Source organism: Clostridium sp. BJN0013 (genome assembly GCF_040939125.1).
Lineage (GTDB): Bacteria > Bacillota > Clostridia > Clostridiales > Clostridiaceae > Clostridium_B.
Window position 1 is genome coordinate 3,035,975 of sequence record NZ_CP162495.1, and the last position, 21,792, is coordinate 3,057,766.

The window sequence follows — 21,792 nt, forward strand, 5'->3', positions numbered from 1 at the left end:
ATGTAGATAAATATAAAATATGGTAAATTGGGTATAATAATAATGCTCATAAGAACACTTATATTGGTTCTTTAATGTCACTCATTGTGTATTATTCATTTCTTTTATAAAAGCATCCTGGCTAGAATATATTTTCTTAATTTTATGACTGCAAGTGTGAAGCCCTATCTCGTGTCCTTCATCATATATTCTTTTTACAGTTGATTTATTTTCTTCGATTTGATTCCCTATTAAAAAAAATGTTGCCTTTACATTATTGGCTTTTAATATATCAAGAATTTTATCTGTTATTATACTTGCCCCGTCATTAAAAGTTAAATATATTACTTTTTCATCATGCTCTGTATTTGATGCTGCTTTAACACTCAATCTATTATTGTATTGAAAACCTATACAAATGGTTATCAAAAAATGTTTAAAAATATCAAACAAACTATAGAATAATGTTTTCCAATTTTCAATTTACACGCCTTCTAAAATAATTAAATTTTTATATAAGCATACATTAAATTATTGTTAACAAAAAATTTAATATAATAGCTAGCAATATATTCTTGACATAATTTTATACTAAACCTCTAACTATATATTCTATAGAAGTTTTTACGAGATATTGAACAATAAATTATTAAATCATATGATAGGAGTAGTGTTAAAATTAAAATGAATAAATCTGTTCATAGAAGCTTTTTACTAATCTTAAGCACTCTGTCTATATTTTTATATGCTTCATCAAAACCCAGCACAATTATTTTTCAAAATTACCCAAGTAAAATAAATGATATCTTGAATCTTAAGAAAATAAAGGTTATTTCTCATAGAGCTAAATGTTTTATATATCAACATGAAAATTCTATGGATGGCATTAAAGATTCTGTAAACTGTAAAGTAAATTATGCTGAAATTGATGTTCAGGAAACAAAAGATGGAGTAGTAATATTAATGCATGATAAAACTTTAAAAAGTACAACAGGCTTAAATAAAAAAATTAATCAACTAAATTATAGTGAAATTAAAAAATTAAATACAGGAGCGTTAAATCTTACAGGTCATATATCTGAAAATATTCCCACTCTAGAACAAGTAGTAAAATATAGTAAAGGAAAACTTAATCTAATCATACATATTAAGCCTTATGGTGACACTATTGGTTTAACGAATAAAGTTATTCACATTATTAAAGAAAACAATTTAATTAACCACTGTATTATTCAATCTTCAAATTATACTATTCTAACTAATATAAAAAAATTAGATCCCAATATTAATACAAGTTATATAACAACCAATCCTTGTATTAATTTATATTTAATGAATGTAAATTTTTATAGTATAAAAGAAAATTTAGTAACAAAAAATTTAGTTGAAAACATCCATAATTCTAATAAAAAAATATATGTTTGGACAGTTAACAATGAAACTTCTATGCATAAGTTAATTAATTTAGGTGTTGATGGTATAATAACTGACAATCCTAAACTACTAATAAACATAAGAAATTTTACTATACTTAAAGGTAGATATCCCCTATATTAGCTGGTGAGATAACAACAAGTTTAATGGCAACAGTCTTTATTTCATTCATCTTTCTCACCTCACCCTCCTAACAGCACCTTTGACCCTCCTATAACAATCATGTCGCATTAATCTTTCAATATCAGAAAAGGAGAGGTATCCACCTATCCTTGGTTTATCTTTATTTAATTTTTTATCTTGGTTAAGTTTTTCTTTCAGGATTTCTCTTATCTTTATATCCATCACCTATTTCTCTTTTACATAAAAAGAGTATATCTGAAATTTAAATATTAGTGTAAAAAGGAGATATGTTAAACAGATATACTCATAGCAAGTAACTATCTGGAGTTTAGTTACACTTATATTTATATATATGCTCTAACTTTAATATTTATACACCTTCTAATGATTCTTAACTCTCATTCACAGATTTGATACTTTACTCATAATATGGCATTGTAAACAAATTTACGGAGGTACCTATGAGTATCAATGATTCTAATGACAACTCCAATGAAAAAGTTGAAAATTCTTATAACTTTGAAGCTCCCATGTATTGCCCATACTGCTCAATGCCTTATACTAGACCAATTCAAGATAAATATACGGATGTAAATCCTTATGATGAAGACTTTGATGAAAATTTTGATTATGACTTCAATCCTGGATATAGACAAAGACGTCGTAGAAGACGTAGAAGACGTAGAGGGCATAGACGTGGATTCCCTCTTTGGCCATTAATATTTTTCTATGATGACTGGTATTGGTAATAAAAAATATTTTACACTTTATAAATATACTTAATCTAATTATTATAAAAAATAAGAGATACCTATTCTATTTCTCTCTGATTATACCGAGAAATATCTATAATATCATGTTCATAATATTATGATGCTACTAGCTCTGTCAATAATCTCAGATAAAAAATAAGCACCCTAAATTGATGAGTGCTTATTTTCAACAATATTATTTTAAAAGGAGATTAATTTAATATATCAGCTTCTGGCAGTTGCATTTCAATTTATCGTGCCCTGCAACTACAGACACCAGTTTGGTAATCACCATTACTTAAATGATTTTTAAATTTATTTTTAATTAACGCTTAAATGTCTGATATATATAGAAAGTTGAAATTGAATATTTGTATATCCATCAAATGTAATCAATCGAGGATCAGGTTTGGGTATTACTTCAACTTCACAGTTTCCATTTAGTCTTTTATGTTCAAATTCAATTTCTTCTATTTTACTTTCTAAATCTTCTAATTTATTTGTACTATAAACTACAGTAGCATTCGGAAAATCATACATCATACTCACCCTTTCAAATAGTTATTTTTCATTTCCTCTAAGACTATTTCCTTAGGACACTTATAATTATATATAGTATTTATTACAATTTAATGTCATATTTATTAACTATCTATAACAAATTTCATTATTTTATGAACAAAATGAAAATAGGCACTATTTTAACAGTGCCTACCTTCTGGATATATACTATAGTATAATTTTTATTTATGGTTTCCCGCATTGGAAGCCTCATTTAACCTCGAGGCTAGAGGTATAATCTTAAGGGAGAATTCGTATGAGTTACCATCAATATCAAATTTCTACCAAATTTTCATGGTTTATTGCCTGTGGAGGCTGTTCAAACCATTCATTATCAATCATGATATCTATACCATCTTTAGAATACTCCATAGCTTCATCTAGATATTTCCTGTAGGTAGCCTTCAAGTCACTTCTCATTATATTTCCCAATGCTATACCTATACTACCTATCTTTAACCTATACATTATAAAAATTTTGCTTAACATAAGTTTATCTGAAAATGGTGAAATTGTTGAGTCAGTTACATATGAATCTGAAGAACTTCCAATTGGAATACCTTCATCTATTAAGAATGAATTGAAACCATCATTTTGTTTAATTGCAAGAGTTATAACTCTTGATATATAATTAGAAACTTCTTTACTTTTACATACTTGATTGAAACCAACTAGTAAAGCTTTTCTTATCACAGTATCATTCGTGATGGAAACAATGTCAGTTATTTCACTGGTAAGCAATGGTCTCTTTTTTCCAAACTTATCTAAAATAAAACTTTTATTTTTTACATATTCAACTTCTTTAGGCACTTCTACCTGGGGTGCTTTAACAAAAATACCCTTTGATAAGCCCAGCTCTGCCGTTCTGTTATAAACTTCAGCACTTTCTTGAATACATTTTGAGAAGTAATTTCTAATATCAGAACGTGTTATACGACTTAAAATCACACTATAACTACGTACTGCTGCTCTTGCCTCATATGCTACATACTGCAAGTAGAGAGTGTCAGTAAATAAACGTGGAGCATTTACATCGACATCGCTATCTGTAAGACCTTCTGGTAAAGGTAGTTCCTCCTGATTAAATAAATCAGTTAATAATTCAATACGCTGATTAGATAAATTTAAGACATGTTGTAAAATATCACAAATTTCATCATCATCAACTCTGTTAGAAAAATATTTAATTATGTGCGCAACTAAATTTTCACCCATATAAGAGTTCCAAATACCTGATATTTCTGATGAAACTAATGGTATTTTTGTGGTGTTTCCCATTTATATAACCTCCAATATAAAATAATTATTAAAATTAATATTCCCAAATATTTTTATTAAATACTAAATTATTTCATTCTAAGCACTAGATCACAAAATAGTGTTAGGACTATAGCCATCCCTTCAGAATTGATTTCAATACTAAAAACATACAAATTACAGCAGCAGAAAGAAAAGTCCGTAACTGATAATAATTTTGTATTTACAACAGCTACTAGTAAAGTTATATACGCAAAAATCTACTTCAAATTTATAAAAGTCTTTTAAAAAAGCAAACATACCATATCGTAAATTCCATTGTTTAAGACACACTTATAATTCATGCTGCTGAAACCTCGAATAATTTATTTTAACAATAGACTTAGGGGGAATTTTAATATGGCAAGGAAAACTAATATTGAAATAAACAGTTCTCAATACTATAGAATTATGGCTGTAATTGGCCGCGATAGCAACGGTAGATTAGTAAGATAACAAGGGTATGGACACGTTCAACGATGAGCTTTTCGATCTGTTATATGAGAAGGTATTTGAGTTAGCAGCTATATATACTCCGAGCTATGATCTAAACATATATGATGAAAGAGTGAAAGAAGAAATTGCAAGACAATTTGGAAGAAAGAATATGGAATGGTTCTATGATACGTGGAAAAAGATTTGAGGGCTGTAGCTCTCTTGTTTTAGTTAAAGCCTGCACCCCTTAAGGTACAGGCTTCTCATTACTTTATTATTTTAAGTCTTTCTCATAAGCCCTAGCCATTTTATTACCATCTACTGTTTCAGCTCATAAGCCTTAGCATTTTTATTACCGCCTACTGTTCCAGCTTTTCTGGTAGTTAGCTCTCCATTATAGATTTCCTTTGAATCTATTCCAATTTCTTTATCTGGTTCTCTCTTGAACTTAGCTACTTTAGCTCCTGGTGCTACTAAATTACTATTGTTACGTGCCATAACAAACACCTCTTTCTAGAGCAATTTTTAATGCTACATTTAAAGTTTGTACAATTCTATAAAAAATACTCTAGGTAATTAAATGAATTTTTGAAAAATAAATATAAAATGTTTGGAGTTGAGTATAATGCTTAATGTCATAAGAATACTTTAAAATCACTCATTATTGTTCTAACTGGTAAAAACCCTGGCATTGCCGGAGCTTTTATTATAAAAATTTTTATTTAAAAAATACCTTGTATTTTAATTAAATTTGAGCATACTATTATTATAGTTATTCCTTTCAAATTTTTAGCTGACCTTTGGTCAGCTTTTTGTATTTTCCTTATAGGTAGTCTAAAATCTGATATGAATTTCAAAAGAAGGTGTATTAATTGAAGTTTCAATTCCTTATAGGTAGTCTAAAATTTCATCCAATTATTATTATAACAGGGTTTATGAAAATATCAATATAATTAGGAACCAAGCATAAAATATGGTAACTCGGACAATGCTTAATACCATAAAAATAATTATCTCACCAAATAGTTTTAATCTATAAAAGCCCTGGGATATGCTTTCATCTTAATTGTATACAATCCTATTTGCATAAGATTAAAAAGATGTCTAATAAATAAAAATATTTTATAACCACTGACAAAATCATTTAAAATAAATATTTGATAAAGCATGTCTATAATGTTCTTTTAATTAAATAAATTTCATTTGTTCTCCAGAAGAATCATCTTATACCTCCTATTTTTACAACATGATCCTCCGCATCTAAATTCAAATGAAAAATTCCAAGGTATTTTCTCAAGCACATTCAAATCGTTATCAAATAATGACGTTTGATTTATAATAGCTTGCTGCTTTGGGGTCCAATCTTTATTTGTAGGCTTAATAACTAGATCATATACTTTTGAAGGTCTTATCAATGCAAGTGAAACATTATCTTTTTTATACATGTTTTCAACTTCACTCATACTATTTTTAAGTAATGGTAAAATATATTTTTCCCTTTCTTCTAAATCTTTGACAGAATCCAGCTTTCTTATTATTTTTATCGTATCGCCATTCGCCTTATAGCTTTCAGCTCTTTTATCAGTTGTATTTTCCTTTACATCTACTTCAATCCAAGTATATTTTTGAAATTTTTGTTCTGGTTTTAAATATCTAAATTGAATTGGATATAACCGTATCCAATTGTATACAATACATTTTTTTCATATATTTTACACCTCCTTATTAATAATTTTATATGATATTTATTATTATTATACATTAATTTCACAAAGAGTAAAGCCTAGGAGCAATTTTACACCACGCAATATCAAGATACGCACTGTCAAAAAAATAGTATGATCATTATTCAATCATACTATTTGGAGTGTGAATCTGAAAAAAATTAAATTATATTGGTTGTAAAAAATTAATTAAGGCAATTAACCTTGTAAGTATATAATATATGATTTTATAAGACATGTAAATGGTTTCAGACATAAATATTTACATAAATCAATCGAATATATAATTAAGTACACAAATATTTAGTATTTATATTTCTATTAAAATAGCATTTTATTAACCTTAAAAAGGAGATGAATGTTTTTATGAAAAAAATCAAGTTAATACTAAAAAAATTAGAAAGACAACGAGAGTTACTTGAACAGGAAATGAATCAAAGCGAAGATTTATCTAGTCCTGAAATAATTAAGGAAAGTCAAAAGTTAGATTTAATTTTAAATGAATACGCAAGTGCCATTAGGAGTTTAAAAATATAATTATGAGTTAACAGAGCATAGATTAATTTCTATGCTCTTTTTAGTTCTATAACATACCTTTTACGTAATAACAAAAACAAGCCTACCAAAAAAATCTTCAATAGGCTTTATTTTTATACATACTATGATAATTATTAAGAAATTTAAATATGATAATTATTAAGAAATTTAAAATTGAAACCATGAACGCAAGTTTAGTTATTGTTACACTTATATAAATAAAGTCCTTCTGTAGTTGCCATTTTTTCCATTAATCCCATAGATCCTTCTTTATTAGAATACAAAGAACAATTTAGGCCATTCCCTAGCCAGCAAATGATTTCCATATCTTCAAAAACTAATATGCTATATAATTTTTCTCTCATTCCTAATTTTATTAATAACTCTAATTCATAAACATTATTTATTAATTTTGTTTCATTTTCACTATCTTTTATTGATTTAAAATATTTTATATCATCAGAATTTTTAAATAAATTTTCGCAGTTACATTCAAATACAAATGCCTTTGTTTTGTTATATAACCATATTTTTTTCAACAAATTAATAAATTTATTTTCATTTACAAGAAAACTACTTTGATTTTTATCATCAATAAGAGAATCATATACTATTTCATATTGGCTAAACTTATCTGCATCTAATATCTTCTTAGGGAATATGTCTATCAAAAAATATTCATATTTATTAATTAAACTTTCTAATTCATCTAAAAAAGGTTCTATTTCTTTATCTGTAAATATACGTTCTATTTTCATTAATAATCTCCTTATTTCCTTAAAATAGTTCCATCTTCGCCAAGGGACGCTACTCTATCTCCATTAGGCTTTTTTAGCTTCCACTTACTATCACCGTGCCCTGCTGTATCTTTTTCTATAGTCCACCCACCATCTTCTTTATATGCTGTTCTGCCTCTAACTTTTTGTTTAAATTTTCCTGAGTTTACAGTTTTACCATCTTTTTTTAACCTTTTCTCCCTCATTTCTATTATATATTTATACTTTGACTTTAATCAACCTAGGTATTTAAAGTTATTACATAAACTTGTGAAATTATAATTTCCTTTTTGCAATTTGATATCAGATTATATCATATGAGTCATAAGAAAAATGCTGAAATTTGTATCAATATTAAATAATTATCTACATTGCTTTTGGTAAATTAAATAAAAATAAACTATTCATACTGTAATATTTTATGGATTAGAGTTACTTCTACGATTTAAGGTCACTAAAATTAATTCTGTTCCTTCACCTCAATAGGCTTCAAAACCTCTGTGCCTATTTGTTTAACACCATTACACACTTCTTTATTTATGGCATCCAGTTCATTCTGTGTAAGCCCTGGTATTATTTCAAGCAGCCTTTTTCCCATTTCTGCCCTTTTGGTATCTCCTGCCTTAACTAAATCCTTAAATTCATCTTTCAAAACATAATACAACCCCTTAGCAATACTAAGAGCACGCTTGTAATTGTCTACTCCTTTTTTCGCCGCAAAAGCCTGTTTCTGTACCTCTACTACATCTAACCTTCTTTTGAAAATACTTGATTTAAATTTTCTCTTTTTTGTATTGTTGATAACTTCATTTTTTATTCCTCCATAATCTTTATAATTTAAGAAGAGAGCCTTTCAGCTCCTTAGTTATTCAAAAATATACTCCATGTCTCCATCCTTAACACACCATCCGTTGGCCTTTCCCAATTCTTCTGGAGTTCAGTTACAGTTTGAAAAGTTGCTTCATTGTAGGCCATACTGGTTAGTGCATCAAATTGATTTTGGGTAAGGGTAATCCCTTTGTTGCTCAAGTCGGTCTTTAACACAGATGCATACTTTTTATTCAGCCAATCTTCAAGCATGGATGAAGCCTGTTCCTCAGTTACACTTGACAGTCCTTTGATTTCATCCTCTGTCATGCCATACCCCAGAGTTAGAACTCCTATTTCTTCATCATGTTTTTTCAACCAAATTTCATGTTCATCTACTGTATCATTTAGCGTTTTATGCTTCTCTTCACATAATTTTCCATCATAGCATTCGCTCATATAGCACCTCCTGTAAGTAATTTTAAACACTAAAAAAGAGCCTTTTACAGCTCTTATTTCTTTAACTTTTCTGCTAATATTTCATTGTATTGATTTAATGTAGCATCTAATATTTTACTCATGCTAATTACTTCCTCGTCAATTAGATTGCTTTGTTTTTTATCAATCACATCTTCTAATTGCTTTCTTAATATTTCAATGTTTTTCAGTAGTTTTTCTATTTCAGGCATTCATACCACCTCTAAGGGTAGTATGCCCAAAATAACAAAAAGACCTAGTTACCTAAGCCTTTGTGATGTATAATCTCCCTTATCTGTTGTCAAATTCATATATTTTTCACCCTTACGTTGCTTTAATATTTTAATTGTAATTGTATAATATTTATTTTTTTATAATATACTAAATCTGTAAAATATAATTGAAAGAAGGTTTGTATATTATGAGTTCTCCTAAAATGGAAGTCAAATGTGGTGTTGATTGTTGTAATTATTGGAGGGATAATTGCTGCCATGCCAGTTCTTTAGAAGTTAACCCAATGACAGGTAAAAATAAGCCTAATACTAGTGACGATACAAGTTGTACAACATTTAAACCATCATCTAAATAGAAATATTTAGATTAACTTTAATGGAACCCCTTCTGGGTTCCATTAGGGTGTGTCTGAAAACTAAATATTGCGAAAGAACCGAGTTTTAGGTAAAATAAGATAAAAAACTTGGAGGGTGCAAATATGTCACAGAAGCGTTATGAAATATCAGATGAACAATGGGATCAAATAAAAAACTTAATTCCAATAGCAAAAACAGGACGACCTCCAAAAGACAACCGACTTATATTTAATGCCATACTATGGATTGCAAGAAGTGGTGCAGCATGGCGTGATTTACCAGAACGCTTCGGTTCATGGAAAACTGTATACAGTCGTTTTTGTAAGTGGCGTAACGATGGTACTTTATTAACAATTTTTAAAGAGTTAACCTCAGATGCAGATTATGAAAATTTAAGCATTGATTCAACATGTATAAAAGCCCACCAGCACAGTGCTGGTGCTAAAAAGGGGCTGTAAACAGCGAAACAAAACAGCATATTGGACTGAGTCGCGGCGGACATACAACAAAAATTCATGCAGTTGTTGATGGACTTGGCAATCCAATCCATTTTCAATTATCATCTGGCAATCTACACGACAGTACACAGGCCGTAGATGTTCTTTCCAACGTTGATATAGAAGGCAGCAATATCCTGGCAGATAAGGCATATGGCACAAATGAAATTAGAGAATATATTACTTCAAAGAAATCCTCATATACTATTCCACCAAAATCAAATGTAAGAGAACCATGGAATTGTGACTGGTGGCTGTACAAGGAACGTCATTTAGTTGAATGTTTCTTTAACAAAATCAAACATTTTAGAAGAATTGCAACTCGTTATGACAAGCTTGCTGATTCTTTCCTTGCTTTTGTTTATATTGCTGCTATTTTTATTTTATCTAAGTAATTTATTGTTGCATTGTTTTCAGACACACTCTAATTCGATTTCAAATATATTATTTCACATTTGTGACGTAAACTAAGAATTGAACGAATTAATATTTTTATTATGTTCAGCATATTCAATTATAGTGCCGTCTAAATGTTTTACGGTCAAATTCATTCCTGTTGGAACCTTCTTTAAATCTCTAATAATTATAGCACCACTCTTTAATAAAAATTCTCTAAATTCAACAGCAGAGTCTACTAAGAAAGTTGCCTTTGTATCCTTAAATGGTTCTAAAGCTTCATCAGTACCACTTAAAATTAATATATTTCCTATTTGTGCTAATTCCAAATTCATTTCGGCATACTCAAATCTTAAATCACAATCTTCATTTAATAGTTTTTTATAGAAATCTATAGCTGCATTTATATCATGTACATACAAACGAGTTAGTATTTTTTTTATTTTCACTAATTTACATCCCCTTTGTCACTTAAGCGCTTCGCTTTAAATTTCTTTTACTCATTAAGGAATTAAACCCGGATAATATAATCCTTTTTCCTTGGTGCAGCTGGAGCAACGCCTATCTCAGCAGCATATCCTAGAATACAATTACCGATTCCAACATGATCCTCTTGAATTCCCCATTTCTTTAACAAGGCTCTACCTTCTTCGGTTTCAAACATTTCTTTTGCTCTGTAAACAAAGCAGGAATCCACACCAATAGCATGAGCGGCATTCAACATGTTTCCTATAACAAGCGCTCCATCTTCAACATAGGTTGTTACTTTTCTATCAGCAAAGACAACAAGTAGAGTTGGTGCCCCATAAAATGGGTCAGACATGCTTCCCATAACAGCTGCATTTAATTTAGAAAGTTTTGTAATTGTTTCTTGGTCCTGTATGACTACGATAATCGGTGATTGCTTGCCCATACCCGTTGGTGCATAAGTACCAACTTCAAGAATAGCATCCAGCTCCTCCTTTTTGATCTGCTTTTGTTGATATTTTCTGCAACTTCTTCTGGTCTTTAGAACCTGTAAAGCTTCATTCATCATAGATCGACTCCTTTTATTGTTATATTTTACATATACTATGATTATAGAGTACCATATAATGAAATTCAAGCAATATTCTTTGCAGAGTAACCATCCATAATATCAATATATTAAAAAATAAAAAAAGCTATCTCTAGCTCCTATTTTGCCTTCATCATTCTAGGTTCAAATTGATTATCCAAACTATTGATTAACTTATTTCCATTATCATCAGGAATTAACAATGCATCTTTCAAATCATCTACTCCATAATCATTAAATCATCCCCCTTTCTGTACATCATCTATTGGTATTCCTAATTCTGTTAGTTGATTATCTTTGACTGAATAATATTGTTCGTTTTGATTTATTAAAAATTTACCTCGTAGTAAATTAATAATAAAAGGAGTTGATGTAGAAACTATCGATGAAAAATTTAAATCACCCAATAATTTTAATCCAACATTATCTCTATTATTCAGGTCATTTACCTTATTATAACTTGGGGAATAAAAATATGATACAGATATAGGAGTTCTTTGTCCATTATCTCCAATATCTAAGCTTGCAACTAACTTTAAATTATTTCCTGTTCCAGCAATTTTGAAATAATCTATATTCTGTACATAACTTAAATCTTTATCACCACTGGCAATTAATCTGACCTACGGACAGTAAAAAGGTGCTATTAGGATAGAAAAAGAAGATTATGCAAAAGTTAAATAAGTTACCAATGGAAAAATGTAAAAAAATATAGCCAAGCTCTAAAATATAAGCTAAATTTATAGCAACTCATAAAAAAGGAGAGCTGGCTATGATAAACAATCAAGAATATATTACATCAGAATTAGAAAAAATACTATACAAAATATTGCCCATAACTGCTAAAAGATTGAAGAATCTAGTTTATATACTCATAGGGATTATATTATCAAAATCAGTTGTAATCTCAGATATTTCTGAAAAATTAAAAGATAATTTCACAGGGGCAACTGAAGAAAGTAAAATAAAAAGAATATATAGATTTTTTACAAGTTCATCAATAGACCCAGAGTATTTATACAGCTTTTTTATTGAAGAAGTACTAAAAAAATATATCTACCGGCCAGTTTTGACCATATAGTATAGGATCATTTTTAGCTCTCTCAAAATCTATGGATTTTCCTTTGTAAAAGATATAATCCCTTCTTACTTTTCTTCTTTCAGCTATCTCATTGTCAGGCAAATTCAACAATGTATCTCTTATTGTCCTTACTTGTCTTTCTTCACTGCTTTCCACTAGAATACTGCACCTCCTCTCCTATTGTAAGGATCTTCAGATGTATTTTTAATTACACCTTTTCCTTTGTTATAAACTTTATTACTGTATTTTTTATTATTAAGGTCTAATATATCCATTTCAATGGCGTATCTGACTGCATCAATAGTGTGGTTATTTTTATCAGGATATTCACCTTTGAAATTTCCTTCCTTATCTTTTTCCAATTCATAGCCTAAAAATTCTCTAGCTGTATTAGGACATCTTCCAGAGTCTATTATTATTTCTTCTATTTCTTCACTTAAATATTTAATCCCATGTTCAATGCTGTCAGGACCTTTTATGGCACCTATTATATTTAATCCCAATTTCCTAAATTCATTTATAGTTCTAGGTTCTTCACTATCGACTGTTATCCTTATATTCAGAGGATTCTTTTCTTTTATTTCCCTAACTGCCTTACTATTACCTAACTGAACTTTATATATCTCATCAAAAATATACAGCCTTTTTTTCCCTTTATTATAATGTGTCTTTACATAAGTCAAAGGATCTGCTGTATAGCCAAAGTCCAGACCATTTCTAATCTTATCAAATATTTTTATTTCCTCATCCAATATTTTTCTTATGGTAAGATTTCTAAATACTTCCCCACCAGTTCCGGTTACAGCTCCTAAATAATCATGCTCATATTTAGTAGGATTGACTTTCTTCAAATGTTCAGCTTCTATTATAAATTGCTCTCCCAGCCACTCTTTAGGTACAGTTAAATAAGTGCTGTGGTGGATAAATTTATCTTCTCTTTCTTCCAGAACCTCCATGTTAGTCCAGTTTCTCTGACTTTCTGGCGGGTTAAAAGAATAGAACACAAAATACTTATCTCCACCCCTCATTAAAGATTGATTAATATTACGTATCTTGTCCATTCCTTCAAATTTGTCTGCTTCTTCATACCAAATATACTTAATATATCCTTTCGATACTTTTGTAGATTTTAGTTTCTTAGGTTTATCAGCACCTTTGAAAAGAATTACCTGCCCTGTAATGTCATTTGTAACTTAGATTCCGGTATATCCCAATCTTCCTGAACATTTAACATATATATAGCCCATTGCATTTGTTCGTACACAGAGCCTCTTAAGGTATCTTTAACCCTTCTTATTACAACTGCATTAGTAAACTTACCTTCCTGGGCATCTTTCATTATTCCTAAAACAATTTCTAATGATATAAAAGACAACTTAGTGCTACCTCTACCACCTTTAAACCAGTAGTGGGTATGCAATCCCCGCCTTATATCTTTATGAGCATTATAAAAACTGCTTGCAATTATGGATTTTAATTTAACCTTAATCATTTATATCATCCACTATTTGAACTGTATTAGAAGTAGCTTCCTTATTACCTTTAACCTTATCAATCTCAACCCTAAGCTTTTCCAGCCTCAACCTTTGTTCCTCTGTTGCCATATCCATGTGTTTTGATAACCAGTCAAGGGCTTTCATTGCGTCATGAAGTTTTATACTTATGCCATCCTTGCCCTGCTTAACTTCACTTATTAAGGAGCCATCTACCTGGTTGGATTCTTTAAAATCAACATAGCTGTATTGATATTCTATTTTATTGCCTTCATTGTCCAATAGAGGCTCTCCTGTTTTCTTATCTCTCATAATCAGTGTCTTTTGCCCAAAGGAAACATAATCAGTGATACAGGCAAAAGCTATATCCAAGTACCTCTGGAATATATCATCAGGGTCCAGCATTGCCCTGTTGAGCTTGTTTTGTTTCAGCCTTTGTATTTCAGCTTTTATTTCAGGTTTTTTCAATAACTCCCAACCTATAGAATAGGCCGTGTCTTCTGAATATCCTGCCTTCTTAGCTGCCTTTGTTGCATTAAAACATTTGGGATAATAAATACAAAAGAGCCTTTGCTTATCAGTAAGTTGAGGGTTATTTAAAACCTCTTTAACTTCCTCGCACATTGGCTCTTGATTTATACTTTTATTTTTGTTAGTAACGTTACTTTTCAATGGTAACGCACCTTTTAATTTCTGTTCCCATTCATCTGCACTTTTCCACTTCCGTATTTGAGCATCAGATACACCTAATTGTTTTGCTATATCTTAAGCTTAATATTCCCACCATGTTCCTTGTAAATCTCAAATGCTTTATCCCTGTTCGGGCTTCTCTGTCTCGGCATCTCTACATTGTCACCACCTGCCTCATTCGTTTTGTTTTGGATGAAACTTCAGTTAATATATTTTTTATTTCATCATATTATGTATAATTTTGGGATAACTAATTATTAGTGTTAATATAAAAGGAAGTACCAATGCGGTGGCTATAATAACCCATATTATTTTCATAGCTACTTTTTTCAATATAAATCCCCCTTCTTAAATTTATATACTATAAACTTATAATATATTGTAACTATTTATAATATATGAACTTAATGGAAATTTTTTATTATCTTTCTCACCTCACCTTCTATTCAAAACCATACTTACAAATAGTATTCTTACACCTACAGACAAATACCCTTTTCCATTCCCTATTAGGGCATTCCCCACAGTATTTTATAAACTCATCTTTACAGCTTTCTTTATCTTCTGGTGTCTTTCCACAGGTTTCACAATCCTTTGGGCATTCATGAATTGATGGATTATATACCATTCCACCTTACCCTCCTAACAGCACCCTTGACCCTCCTGTAGCAATCATGCCTCATTAATTTTTCTATATCATAAAAGGAGAGGTATTCGCCTCTCCTTAGTTTATCTTTATTTAATTTTTTATCTTGGTCAAGCTTTTCTTTCAAGGTTTCTCTTATCTTCATACCTCTCACCTGTTTTTTATTTATCCATTTTCTCTTTAATTATTTTACTATATTTATTTAACATTGAATCTAGCATTTGACTTGCAATAATTATTTCTGGATCCAATAAACTATCTTTCTGCGTGATTAGATTGTCAAGATTTCTTTTTAAAGACTCTATTTGTGATAGAATATTATCTATCTCAGACATACTAATTCACTCCTTTTTTTAATTAGTATAAAGAATGAGTGAAATCATATAAATATTAATCCACTGGTAATAAACCCATATTATTCAATTATGTACAAAATAAGCACCCTAGATGACAGGTGCCTGCTTTTAATAACATTATTTTTAAAGGAGACTATTATGTAGTATACGAACTTCTGGCGGTTGCATTTGAGTTTAATGTGTCCTGCAACCACAGACACCGGGTTAAATCTTCATATGGTAGGGAACTAATTTATAATCTGTTATAATATTTATTATATATGGTATTTGTTACAATCTAATGTCCTATGTAATAACTATTTGTAAATAATATAAAAATAGATACCCTGAATAAACAGGTACTCATTTTTCCTCTAAGTTTTAACAACTTAGGACATTTTTATTGTACATTCTAGTTATTACTATAATGTGTATTAAATTGTTAAATGATATTTACAATCATGATAAAAGACACCTAGACTTGCTAAGTGCCTTACCCTCTAATTACCACTGTATGCAATCCCCTATTAACTACACCTCTAAAATAAAAATAAGCACCCTAGACAGAGAGTGCTTATTTCCAATGTTCTTTTATTTTAAAGATGCAGTAAAAACATAACTTATAGTGGTTGCATCTATATTTAAAGTGCCCTGCAACCATGGACACAGCCTTATGTATCCTCAATGCCCAGAGGATAGTATGCAGGTCTTATTATGCATTATATACATCAATTGTTACTATATTATTTTGCACAGGTTAAATAAATATTTACATATATCAAAAGGCACTTGAACTTAATCAAGTGCTACGCACACTAATTATCATTATATAATTATACCACATCATATTCTCCAGTCTTCATATCCATTTTATACAAAAAGAGTATACCTGAAATTTAAATATTAGTGTAAAAAGGAGATATACAGATATACTCGTAGCAAGTAACTATCTGGAGTTTAGTTACACTCATATTTATATATGCTCTAACTTTAATATTTATACGCCTTCTAATGATTCTCAACTATTATTCACAGATTTGATATTTTACTCATAGTATGCATTGTAAATAAATTTTCGGAGGTACTTCATGAGTATTAGCAACTCTAGTGACAACAAAAATAACAAAACAGTTGAAAATTCCTATGACTTTAACACTCCTATATATTGTCCATACTTATCAGCACCTTATAATCGATCAATAGACGATGAATATTTAGGCTCAGATATAGATGATGATTTTGATGATGACGACTTTGACTATGATGACTTTTATAGGCAAAGAGGGCGTAGGCGTAGAAGACGTAGGAGACGTAGAAGACGTAGACGTAGAAGATGCAGACCTTACCCACCTTACCTATGCTATTACGAATGGTATTGGGATTGGTATTAAAAGAGTATTGCAAACTCCGTAAACGTACTAAGTGTAATTGGTATAAATTTTAAATAAATATCCACCAGCTTAGCTGGTGGTTTTTCCTAAGCCCTATAAGGGCACATTACCAGCATTATGCCTCAAGGCATCTTAAAGATCTCGCCAGCCGCAATTTATGTTACTTGCTACCCTTAAAAGGGTCCATGTATTCCTTCATACTTACTTGGTCGGCGATCATATCTTCTTTCTGTTGATTTCTTATATATTCTTCTATTGCTTTTTTATTTTTTCCAACTGTGTCTACATAGAATCCTCTGCACCAAAAGTGCCTATTTCCATATTTATATTTTAAATTTGAAAATCTCTCAAATATCATTAGACTACTTTTTCCCTTCAAGAATCCCATAAAACTTGAAACACTTGTCTTTGGTGGTATCGATAAAAGCATATGTATATGATCTTCACATGCATTCGCCTCTATTATTTCTACACCTTTCCATTCACAAAGTTTCCTTAATATTTTTCCTATCTCTTTTCTTTTTTCTCCATATATTTCTTTTCTTCTATATTTGGGTGAAAATACTACATGATATTTACATCTCCATTTAGTATGTGATAAACTATTACTGTCCATTTAGGGCAAACCTCCTTTGATTATAGATTTGGTTGACGAGACCTCTTCTATTTTATCAAAGTGAGGTTTTTTGTTCACCGCTTAAGCTATTCTGAACACACCTGCATAGCAGGTGGTTTTCATATAGACAATAAGAATAAGCACTAGTTCCTACCAGTGCTTATTTCTAACATATAGTATAATTTTTATTTACGGTTTCCCGCATTGGCAGCCCCATTTAACCCTGGGGCTAGAGGTATATTTTAAGGGAGAGTTTATTATATGAGTTATTGTTAATTTTCTCACTATATTTATTATATTACACTTTGACAATATTTTAATTCCGATCTAATTCCATTTTAATTCCACTTTAATTCCTGGATAATTCCTAATAATTTTATAATTGCGAACACAAAAAACACCGTAAAATTCTTGTGAATAATACGATGTTCATCATAAATTATTTAATCTTAAGTTATACATTATAAAAACATTTGTAATAATTATTTTATAACCGTACAAACTATAGATAAATCCTTCAAATCCACCCTTACCAATCTACTAAAGCTTGTATCTATGTTGGATGCAAGCTTTGGTAAAAGTATTTATCTTATTTTACTATTCTATATATAATTATGAGCATCACAATAACTAAACCTGAACCATATATAAGTTTGTTATATTTCGCCAACCATCTTGGCAGAAATATATCAAATCCAATTTCAGGATTATTAATATATTTATATCCTAAAATTGTTAAAGGGCATTTCCCTTTAAAAATTATCAAAATTACAACTTCGATAATTTCCAAACCAATTGCAATCCATAAATATAAATCTATCTTGTTATAAATCCCTGCATATAATATATAGAAAAATACAAAAACATAAAAGGTCCATATTGTTGTATGTATTAGTTTCAAGTAGAATAATTTATTATTCACATTTCTTCCTCCGTTTAAATAAATACTTACTTCTTCATAATAATTACTTTTTCGAATTAATTATATTTTACACCCTACCATTCAATTTCCAAAGAACAATTTATCTTGCCTAATTTGCATAAATTCCATTCTGAGCACTAACCCACATATCCCAATTAACTATATTTTTAATCAACCTATGCCACCTTTTAGTAACGGTCCCTTGAGACATATTAAATTTCATTCCCACCTGCCAATCTGTTTTTTTATACTTATATTTCTCTTTCAAAAACTCCTGGTCTTCAATCCTTAAATCCTTAATATTAGCTTCAATTACGGCATTGTCTGCTTCCATATTCCTTAAAGTTTCCTCTATATCTGCAACCTGTTCCTTCTTCCATAATTGTTCCTTAATTAACTTATCCGTTATACGCATTAAAGTCCTCTCGGCATAACTTTCACCTGTAGGACTTGTTTGTACCCTTTCCTCATATGTCATTGACCTAGATTCTCCGGGAAGGTCTACTGCAACATTCTTAAGCTTGTACTCTATCACATCTATCTGGTTTCTTAGAACTTCTAACTTCTTATTAAGTACACTAATTTTCTTATCCTTGTTAAAATAATTTCGGAGTTTCTCTTCCATCTCAATGAATTTTATTTCATCCATTATTTTAATTCCTCCCCTAAAATCTTATTATTGATTATGTTATACCTCTCATTTATTTCCAGTATAATAAACCTAATCTTACATATCCTATTTGTGTAAAACCTTCTTCTAATAAAAACTTTTATATTTTCTATTTACTCTCTGAATGTAACCATTGCTTTTTCATCATACCGTGGATGGATAATCCCCGGTGTTTGAGTTTATTGCAAATATAAAACACCGTAAAATTCTTTTGAATAATACAGTGTTTTATACTTTAAATTTGTTCCTTTGTTATAACCGGTTTTCCTTCCGAATCGAGCAATACAGTCAGCCCTCCAGAACTTCCATTGCTAATATATAAATAGTTTACTCCAGTTTCTCTGTCGACTATTATCCTATAGCCTTCCATGACCCCTTGGTTAAATACAGTCTCAAAACGTTTATCTTTCATAATTATCACCACTTTTCTAAATGGATAATTTTTAATTACATAATACACCGTATTACTCAATTTTCAAAGAACAATTTTACTTAATAAATCAAAATAATTCATCCATACTCGTATCAAAAGTTTTGCAATATATTTCTAATGATTCTTTTATACAAGCCTGCTTCTCCTTCATGGTTTTACTGTTAGTTGCTTTTATTAAAACATCTGATATATCATCTAATGCCTTTCTTTCAGGTCTATTTTCTAATTCTTTTTCTAACTCAAGAATTGTTTTCTCGGAACGTTCTGTATCTTTTGCCTTGTATGCCAAATTTTTAAATTCACTATAAGATAATGTCACTGTTGCAGTATCAAGCATTTTTTTCCTCCCTCCTGGCTCTTTCCTCCCATTTAGCCCTTTCCGCCTGCAGCTTGGCAACTTTCTTGAAGTTCCTCTCCAACTCCGCAGCTTTAATTTCATTTTCTACTTTTGCTATAGCCTGCCGGTAGAATTCAGTCATAAGCATTTCTCATACCTCCTACCTATCAAACATATTCATCTGAGAATCTTTTATAGGAACTTCCATATACTCTCCATCAGCATTTTTAACCAATTCTTTTTCTCATATATATTCTCCGTCTGTTTTTATCGTTAGTGTAAAGTTTTTCACACTATTTTTTAAATTTTCTCTTTATATATCAAGGGTTACAAAGTTTTTTTGAAATAAAAAACAATGACCCCCTAATTTCATGTTATAATTGAATATCCCACCAAACAAAAATCACATGAAAGGATGTCATTGTCTTGGATTCAATTATAACTTATTTATTTTTATATAATCAATATCTTTTGAAAATAATTTATCAATTACTTTTGTTTATTGCTAAATATATTCCTCTTAAGCAGTGGGCTTTTGAGGATTCACATAGTCCTAAATACCAGAAATTTAAAGTAGATAAACTGCCTAAAATTGTTCGTTTTGAGAAGGTAGACTATCAACTTCTTCTAGCTTACTATAAACATAAATATAATAAATTAATTATGCCTGTTAAAAGACGCAATGGAAAGTCTATTCCTGAAAATATTGTATGTCCCAGATGTGGTGCACCTCACCAGTATATCTACGATAATAATGGCAATAGAGGACAGTTTCAGTGTAAAATTTGTGGCCAAAATTTCAACGAAAGCAATTACGCTGCTAAACCTATAGTATTTGTCTGTGGAATGATGTTGATTTAGACAGAATGGAAATAACAATAAATAAAACTATAAAAAGAGTAAAAATTATAAATCCTGATGATACAAAAGAAAATAAGATATTGATTCAACCACCTAAGACTAAAAGTAGTAACAGAACTGTTCCTATTCCATCTGATTTGATTCCAATTTTAAAAGAACACAGTGTTAAGCAGAAGTTAGAAAAATTTAAAACTGGTGAATCATATGAAAACAATAACCTTGTTTTTGCTACTGCACTGGGTAAATTTATAGATGCTAAAAATTTATTTAGAAGCTACAAAAATTTATTAAAAGATGCTGGAATAGAGCATAAAAAATTTCATTCATTAAGGCACACTTATGCTTCAAGATTATTTGCAGACAATGTAGAACTTAAAACTGTACAGGTTTTATTAGGCCATAGTAATATAGAAACAACTGCAGATATTTATACTCATGTAATGCCTAAACAAAAAATAGATGCAGCCGAAAAATTAAATTCAATATTAACAACAGAAAATAGTTAAATTCTATTTATTACTATACGTATCAATATCTATCTATAACTAATGTGTTAAAAATGTGTTAAATGCAAAAATAAGACTGCCCTGAAACCCTTCAAAACACTCTTATACAGTCATTGGTAGTCCCTAGGAGAATCGACCTCCTGATTTCACTTTTATTATTCTGCAAATATCTAAACATATCTTAAATGTACTATTTACAACAGTTCTTGAACTGTATATGTCTAAGTATATATAAGAACAAATGTAACTATGGTGTAAAAAAGGTGTAAATTTTATAGAACAAAAATTCCTAATTATTCTAAATATATCTTACAATATTTATGCATATATTTCTCTTTCATTAAATATAAAAGAGGGGAATATTAAATTC

General features: G+C 29.7%; 31 protein-coding genes and 6 pseudogenes. 10 read left to right on the forward strand and 27 right to left on the reverse strand.

All coding sequences use genetic code 11. The features are described from left to right. Positions 1-96: 96 nt before the first annotated feature. Positions 97-393 (reverse strand): annotated as a pseudogene (locus tag AB3K27_RS15640) (polysaccharide deacetylase family protein); the annotation flags it as partial. 270 nt (positions 394-663) lie between these two features. Between AB3K27_RS15640 and AB3K27_RS15645 the strand changes: the two are divergent. After that, positions 664-1,536: a glycerophosphodiester phosphodiesterase family protein gene (locus AB3K27_RS15645; RefSeq protein WP_368488319.1), complete on the forward strand. Its 873-nt coding sequence runs from the start codon at positions 664-666 to the stop codon at positions 1,534-1,536. Positions 1,537-1,590: 54 nt separating this feature from the next. Here the strand turns inward: AB3K27_RS15645 and AB3K27_RS15650 are convergent, their stop codons facing one another. After that, positions 1,591-1,758, reverse strand: a complete 168-nt coding sequence (locus AB3K27_RS15650) for a hypothetical protein (RefSeq protein WP_368488320.1) — start codon at positions 1,756-1,758, stop codon at positions 1,591-1,593. A gap of 239 nt (positions 1,759-1,997) precedes the next feature. On the opposite strand from AB3K27_RS15650, the gene AB3K27_RS15655 reads away from it, so the two are divergent. Continuing rightward, on the forward strand, positions 1,998-2,285 hold the full coding sequence (locus tag AB3K27_RS15655) for a hypothetical protein (protein WP_368488321.1): 288 nt from the start codon (positions 1,998-2,000) through the stop codon (positions 2,283-2,285). 324 nt (positions 2,286-2,609) lie between these two features. Here AB3K27_RS15655 and AB3K27_RS15660 read toward each other — a convergent pair whose 3' ends face one another. Together AB3K27_RS15660 and AB3K27_RS15665 are read right to left on the reverse strand one after the other, a co-directional pair. Then, on the reverse strand, positions 2,610-2,831 hold the full coding sequence (locus AB3K27_RS15660) for a hypothetical protein (RefSeq protein ID WP_368488322.1): 222 nt from the start codon (positions 2,829-2,831) through the stop codon (positions 2,610-2,612). 291 nt (positions 2,832-3,122) lie between these two features. Beyond that, positions 3,123-4,127, reverse strand: a complete 1,005-nt coding sequence (locus AB3K27_RS15665) for a DUF3231 family protein (protein ID WP_368488323.1) — start codon at positions 4,125-4,127, stop codon at positions 3,123-3,125. 481 nt (positions 4,128-4,608) lie between these two features. On the opposite strand from AB3K27_RS15665, the gene AB3K27_RS15670 reads away from it, so the two are divergent. Further along, positions 4,609-4,788, forward strand: a complete 180-nt coding sequence (locus AB3K27_RS15670) for a hypothetical protein (RefSeq protein WP_368488324.1) — start codon at positions 4,609-4,611, stop codon at positions 4,786-4,788. Between the two features lie 110 nt (positions 4,789-4,898). Here the strand turns inward: AB3K27_RS15670 and AB3K27_RS15675 are convergent, their stop codons facing one another. Together AB3K27_RS15675 and AB3K27_RS15680 are read right to left on the reverse strand one after the other, a co-directional pair. After that, positions 4,899-5,078, reverse strand: a complete 180-nt coding sequence (locus tag AB3K27_RS15675; protein WP_368488325.1) for a small, acid-soluble spore protein, alpha/beta type — start codon at positions 5,076-5,078, stop codon at positions 4,899-4,901. Positions 5,079-5,779: 701 nt separating this feature from the next. Further along, entirely contained in the window at positions 5,780-6,043 is a 264-nt protein-coding gene (locus AB3K27_RS15680; RefSeq protein WP_368488326.1) for a hypothetical protein, read from the reverse strand. Positions 6,044-6,670: 627 nt separating this feature from the next. On the opposite strand from AB3K27_RS15680, the gene AB3K27_RS15685 reads away from it, so the two are divergent. Continuing rightward, positions 6,671-6,841, forward strand: a complete 171-nt coding sequence (locus AB3K27_RS15685; protein WP_368488327.1) for a Spo0E family sporulation regulatory protein-aspartic acid phosphatase — start codon at positions 6,671-6,673, stop codon at positions 6,839-6,841. A gap of 194 nt (positions 6,842-7,035) precedes the next feature. On the opposite strand, the gene AB3K27_RS15690 is transcribed toward AB3K27_RS15685, so the two are convergent. The 5 genes and pseudogenes from AB3K27_RS15690 to AB3K27_RS15710 all read right to left on the reverse strand — a co-directional run bounded on the left by AB3K27_RS15690 (position 7,036) and on the right by AB3K27_RS15710 (position 9,113). Further along, complete coding sequence (locus AB3K27_RS15690) at positions 7,036-7,599, reverse strand: hypothetical protein (protein ID WP_368488328.1); 564 nt, start codon at positions 7,597-7,599, stop codon at positions 7,036-7,038. Positions 7,600-7,610: 11 nt separating this feature from the next. Next, on the reverse strand, positions 7,611-7,823 hold the full coding sequence (locus AB3K27_RS15695) for a hypothetical protein (protein ID WP_368488329.1): 213 nt from the start codon (positions 7,821-7,823) through the stop codon (positions 7,611-7,613). 254 nt (positions 7,824-8,077) lie between these two features. Continuing rightward, positions 8,078-8,269: a hypothetical protein gene (locus AB3K27_RS15700; protein WP_368488330.1), complete on the reverse strand. Its 192-nt coding sequence runs from the start codon at positions 8,267-8,269 to the stop codon at positions 8,078-8,080. 209 nt (positions 8,270-8,478) lie between these two features. Further along, a pseudogene (locus AB3K27_RS15705) lies at positions 8,479-8,793 on the reverse strand (glycoside hydrolase family protein); the annotation flags it as partial. A gap of 143 nt (positions 8,794-8,936) precedes the next feature. Then, entirely contained in the window at positions 8,937-9,113 is a 177-nt protein-coding gene (locus AB3K27_RS15710) for a Spo0E family sporulation regulatory protein-aspartic acid phosphatase (RefSeq protein WP_368488331.1), read from the reverse strand. 209 nt (positions 9,114-9,322) lie between these two features. On the opposite strand from AB3K27_RS15710, the gene AB3K27_RS15715 reads away from it, so the two are divergent. Continuing rightward, on the forward strand, positions 9,323-9,490 hold the full coding sequence (locus AB3K27_RS15715) for a DUF1540 domain-containing protein (RefSeq protein ID WP_368488332.1): 168 nt from the start codon (positions 9,323-9,325) through the stop codon (positions 9,488-9,490). Positions 9,491-9,613: 123 nt separating this feature from the next. Continuing rightward, positions 9,614-10,383: pseudogene (locus AB3K27_RS15720) on the forward strand (IS5 family transposase). Positions 10,384-10,455: 72 nt separating this feature from the next. Here the strand turns inward: AB3K27_RS15720 and AB3K27_RS15725 are convergent. Continuing rightward, on the reverse strand, positions 10,456-10,833 hold the full coding sequence (locus tag AB3K27_RS15725) for a VOC family protein (protein WP_368488333.1): 378 nt from the start codon (positions 10,831-10,833) through the stop codon (positions 10,456-10,458). A gap of 62 nt (positions 10,834-10,895) precedes the next feature. Continuing rightward, positions 10,896-11,420 carry a nitroreductase family protein gene (locus tag AB3K27_RS15730; protein ID WP_368488334.1) on the reverse strand — a complete coding sequence of 175 codons (525 nt, stop codon included), beginning with the start codon at positions 11,418-11,420 and terminating at the stop codon, positions 10,896-10,898. A 793-nt stretch (positions 11,421-12,213) separates the two neighbouring features. Between AB3K27_RS15730 and AB3K27_RS15735 the strand changes: the two genes are divergently transcribed. After that, positions 12,214-12,522, forward strand: coding sequence for a hypothetical protein (locus AB3K27_RS15735; RefSeq protein WP_368488335.1), 309 nt, complete (start codon positions 12,214-12,216; stop codon positions 12,520-12,522). On the opposite strand, the pseudogene AB3K27_RS15740 reads toward AB3K27_RS15735, so the two are convergent. From AB3K27_RS15740 to AB3K27_RS15775, 8 genes and pseudogenes are all read right to left on the reverse strand, one after another. After that, positions 12,496-12,678: pseudogene (locus tag AB3K27_RS15740) on the reverse strand (hypothetical protein); the annotation flags it as partial. The gene AB3K27_RS15735 and the pseudogene AB3K27_RS15740 sit on opposite strands and share 27 nt — an antisense overlap. Continuing rightward, entirely contained in the window at positions 12,678-13,373 is a 696-nt protein-coding gene (locus tag AB3K27_RS15745; RefSeq protein WP_368491261.1) for a PBSX family phage terminase large subunit, read from the reverse strand. The pseudogene AB3K27_RS15740 and the gene AB3K27_RS15745, both read right to left, overlap by 1 nt. Before the next feature lie 15 nt (positions 13,374-13,388). Beyond that, positions 13,389-14,014 (reverse strand): annotated as a pseudogene (locus tag AB3K27_RS15750) (phage terminase large subunit); the annotation flags it as partial. Continuing rightward, positions 14,007-14,687, reverse strand: a complete 681-nt coding sequence (locus tag AB3K27_RS15755; RefSeq protein ID WP_368491262.1) for a terminase small subunit — start codon at positions 14,685-14,687, stop codon at positions 14,007-14,009. The gene AB3K27_RS15755 and the pseudogene AB3K27_RS15750, both read right to left, overlap by 8 nt. Before the next feature lie 66 nt (positions 14,688-14,753). Beyond that, a pseudogene (locus AB3K27_RS15760) lies at positions 14,754-14,857 on the reverse strand (phage terminase small subunit-related protein); the annotation flags it as partial. A 290-nt stretch (positions 14,858-15,147) separates the two neighbouring features. Beyond that, a complete protein-coding gene (locus AB3K27_RS15765; RefSeq protein ID WP_368488336.1) occupies positions 15,148-15,333 on the reverse strand; it encodes a hypothetical protein in 186 nt (61 codons plus the stop codon). After that, positions 15,323-15,496, reverse strand: a complete 174-nt coding sequence (locus tag AB3K27_RS15770; protein WP_368488337.1) for a hypothetical protein — start codon at positions 15,494-15,496, stop codon at positions 15,323-15,325. Before AB3K27_RS15770 ends, AB3K27_RS15765 begins: the two co-directional genes overlap by 11 nt. 16 nt (positions 15,497-15,512) lie before the next feature. After that, positions 15,513-15,686, reverse strand: a complete 174-nt coding sequence (locus tag AB3K27_RS15775) for an aspartyl-phosphate phosphatase Spo0E family protein (RefSeq protein ID WP_368488338.1) — start codon at positions 15,684-15,686, stop codon at positions 15,513-15,515. 1,088 nt (positions 15,687-16,774) lie between these two features. On the opposite strand from AB3K27_RS15775, the gene AB3K27_RS15780 reads away from it, so the two are divergent. Beyond that, positions 16,775-17,077, forward strand: coding sequence for a hypothetical protein (locus tag AB3K27_RS15780; RefSeq protein ID WP_368488339.1), 303 nt, complete (start codon positions 16,775-16,777; stop codon positions 17,075-17,077). Between the two features lie 160 nt (positions 17,078-17,237). Here AB3K27_RS15780 and tnpA read toward each other — a convergent pair whose 3' ends face one another. From tnpA to AB3K27_RS15810, 6 genes are all read right to left on the reverse strand, one after another. Beyond that, positions 17,238-17,693, reverse strand: a complete 456-nt coding sequence (tnpA, locus tag AB3K27_RS15785) for an IS200/IS605 family transposase (protein ID WP_368487531.1) — start codon at positions 17,691-17,693, stop codon at positions 17,238-17,240. 589 nt (positions 17,694-18,282) lie between these two features. Continuing rightward, positions 18,283-18,615 (reverse strand): hypothetical protein, encoded by a 333-nt coding sequence (locus AB3K27_RS15790; RefSeq protein WP_368488340.1) that lies wholly within the window; start codon positions 18,613-18,615, stop codon positions 18,283-18,285. Positions 18,616-18,724: 109 nt separating this feature from the next. Then, the gene (locus tag AB3K27_RS15795; RefSeq protein WP_368488341.1) at positions 18,725-19,264 is read right to left on the reverse strand and encodes a hypothetical protein; all 540 of its coding nucleotides are present in this window, start codon (positions 19,262-19,264) and stop codon (positions 18,725-18,727) included. A gap of 256 nt (positions 19,265-19,520) precedes the next feature. Continuing rightward, the gene (locus tag AB3K27_RS15800) at positions 19,521-19,697 is read right to left on the reverse strand and encodes a DUF6440 family protein (protein WP_368488342.1); all 177 of its coding nucleotides are present in this window, start codon (positions 19,695-19,697) and stop codon (positions 19,521-19,523) included. A gap of 88 nt (positions 19,698-19,785) precedes the next feature. Then, on the reverse strand, positions 19,786-20,055 hold the full coding sequence (locus tag AB3K27_RS15805; RefSeq protein ID WP_368488343.1) for a hypothetical protein: 270 nt from the start codon (positions 20,053-20,055) through the stop codon (positions 19,786-19,788). After that, positions 20,048-20,203: a hypothetical protein gene (locus AB3K27_RS15810; RefSeq protein ID WP_368488344.1), complete on the reverse strand. Its 156-nt coding sequence runs from the start codon at positions 20,201-20,203 to the stop codon at positions 20,048-20,050. Before AB3K27_RS15810 ends, AB3K27_RS15805 begins: the two co-directional genes overlap by 8 nt. Before the next feature lie 278 nt (positions 20,204-20,481). Here AB3K27_RS15810 and AB3K27_RS15815 point away from each other — a divergent pair, with 278 nt between their 5' ends. Both AB3K27_RS15815 and AB3K27_RS15820 read left to right on the forward strand, forming a co-directional pair. Next, positions 20,482-20,916: a hypothetical protein gene (locus AB3K27_RS15815; RefSeq protein ID WP_368488345.1), complete on the forward strand. Its 435-nt coding sequence runs from the start codon at positions 20,482-20,484 to the stop codon at positions 20,914-20,916. Positions 20,917-20,921: 5 nt separating this feature from the next. Further along, positions 20,922-21,422, forward strand: a complete 501-nt coding sequence (locus AB3K27_RS15820) for a tyrosine-type recombinase/integrase (RefSeq protein WP_368488346.1) — start codon at positions 20,922-20,924, stop codon at positions 21,420-21,422. Positions 21,423-21,792 lie beyond the last annotated feature (370 nt).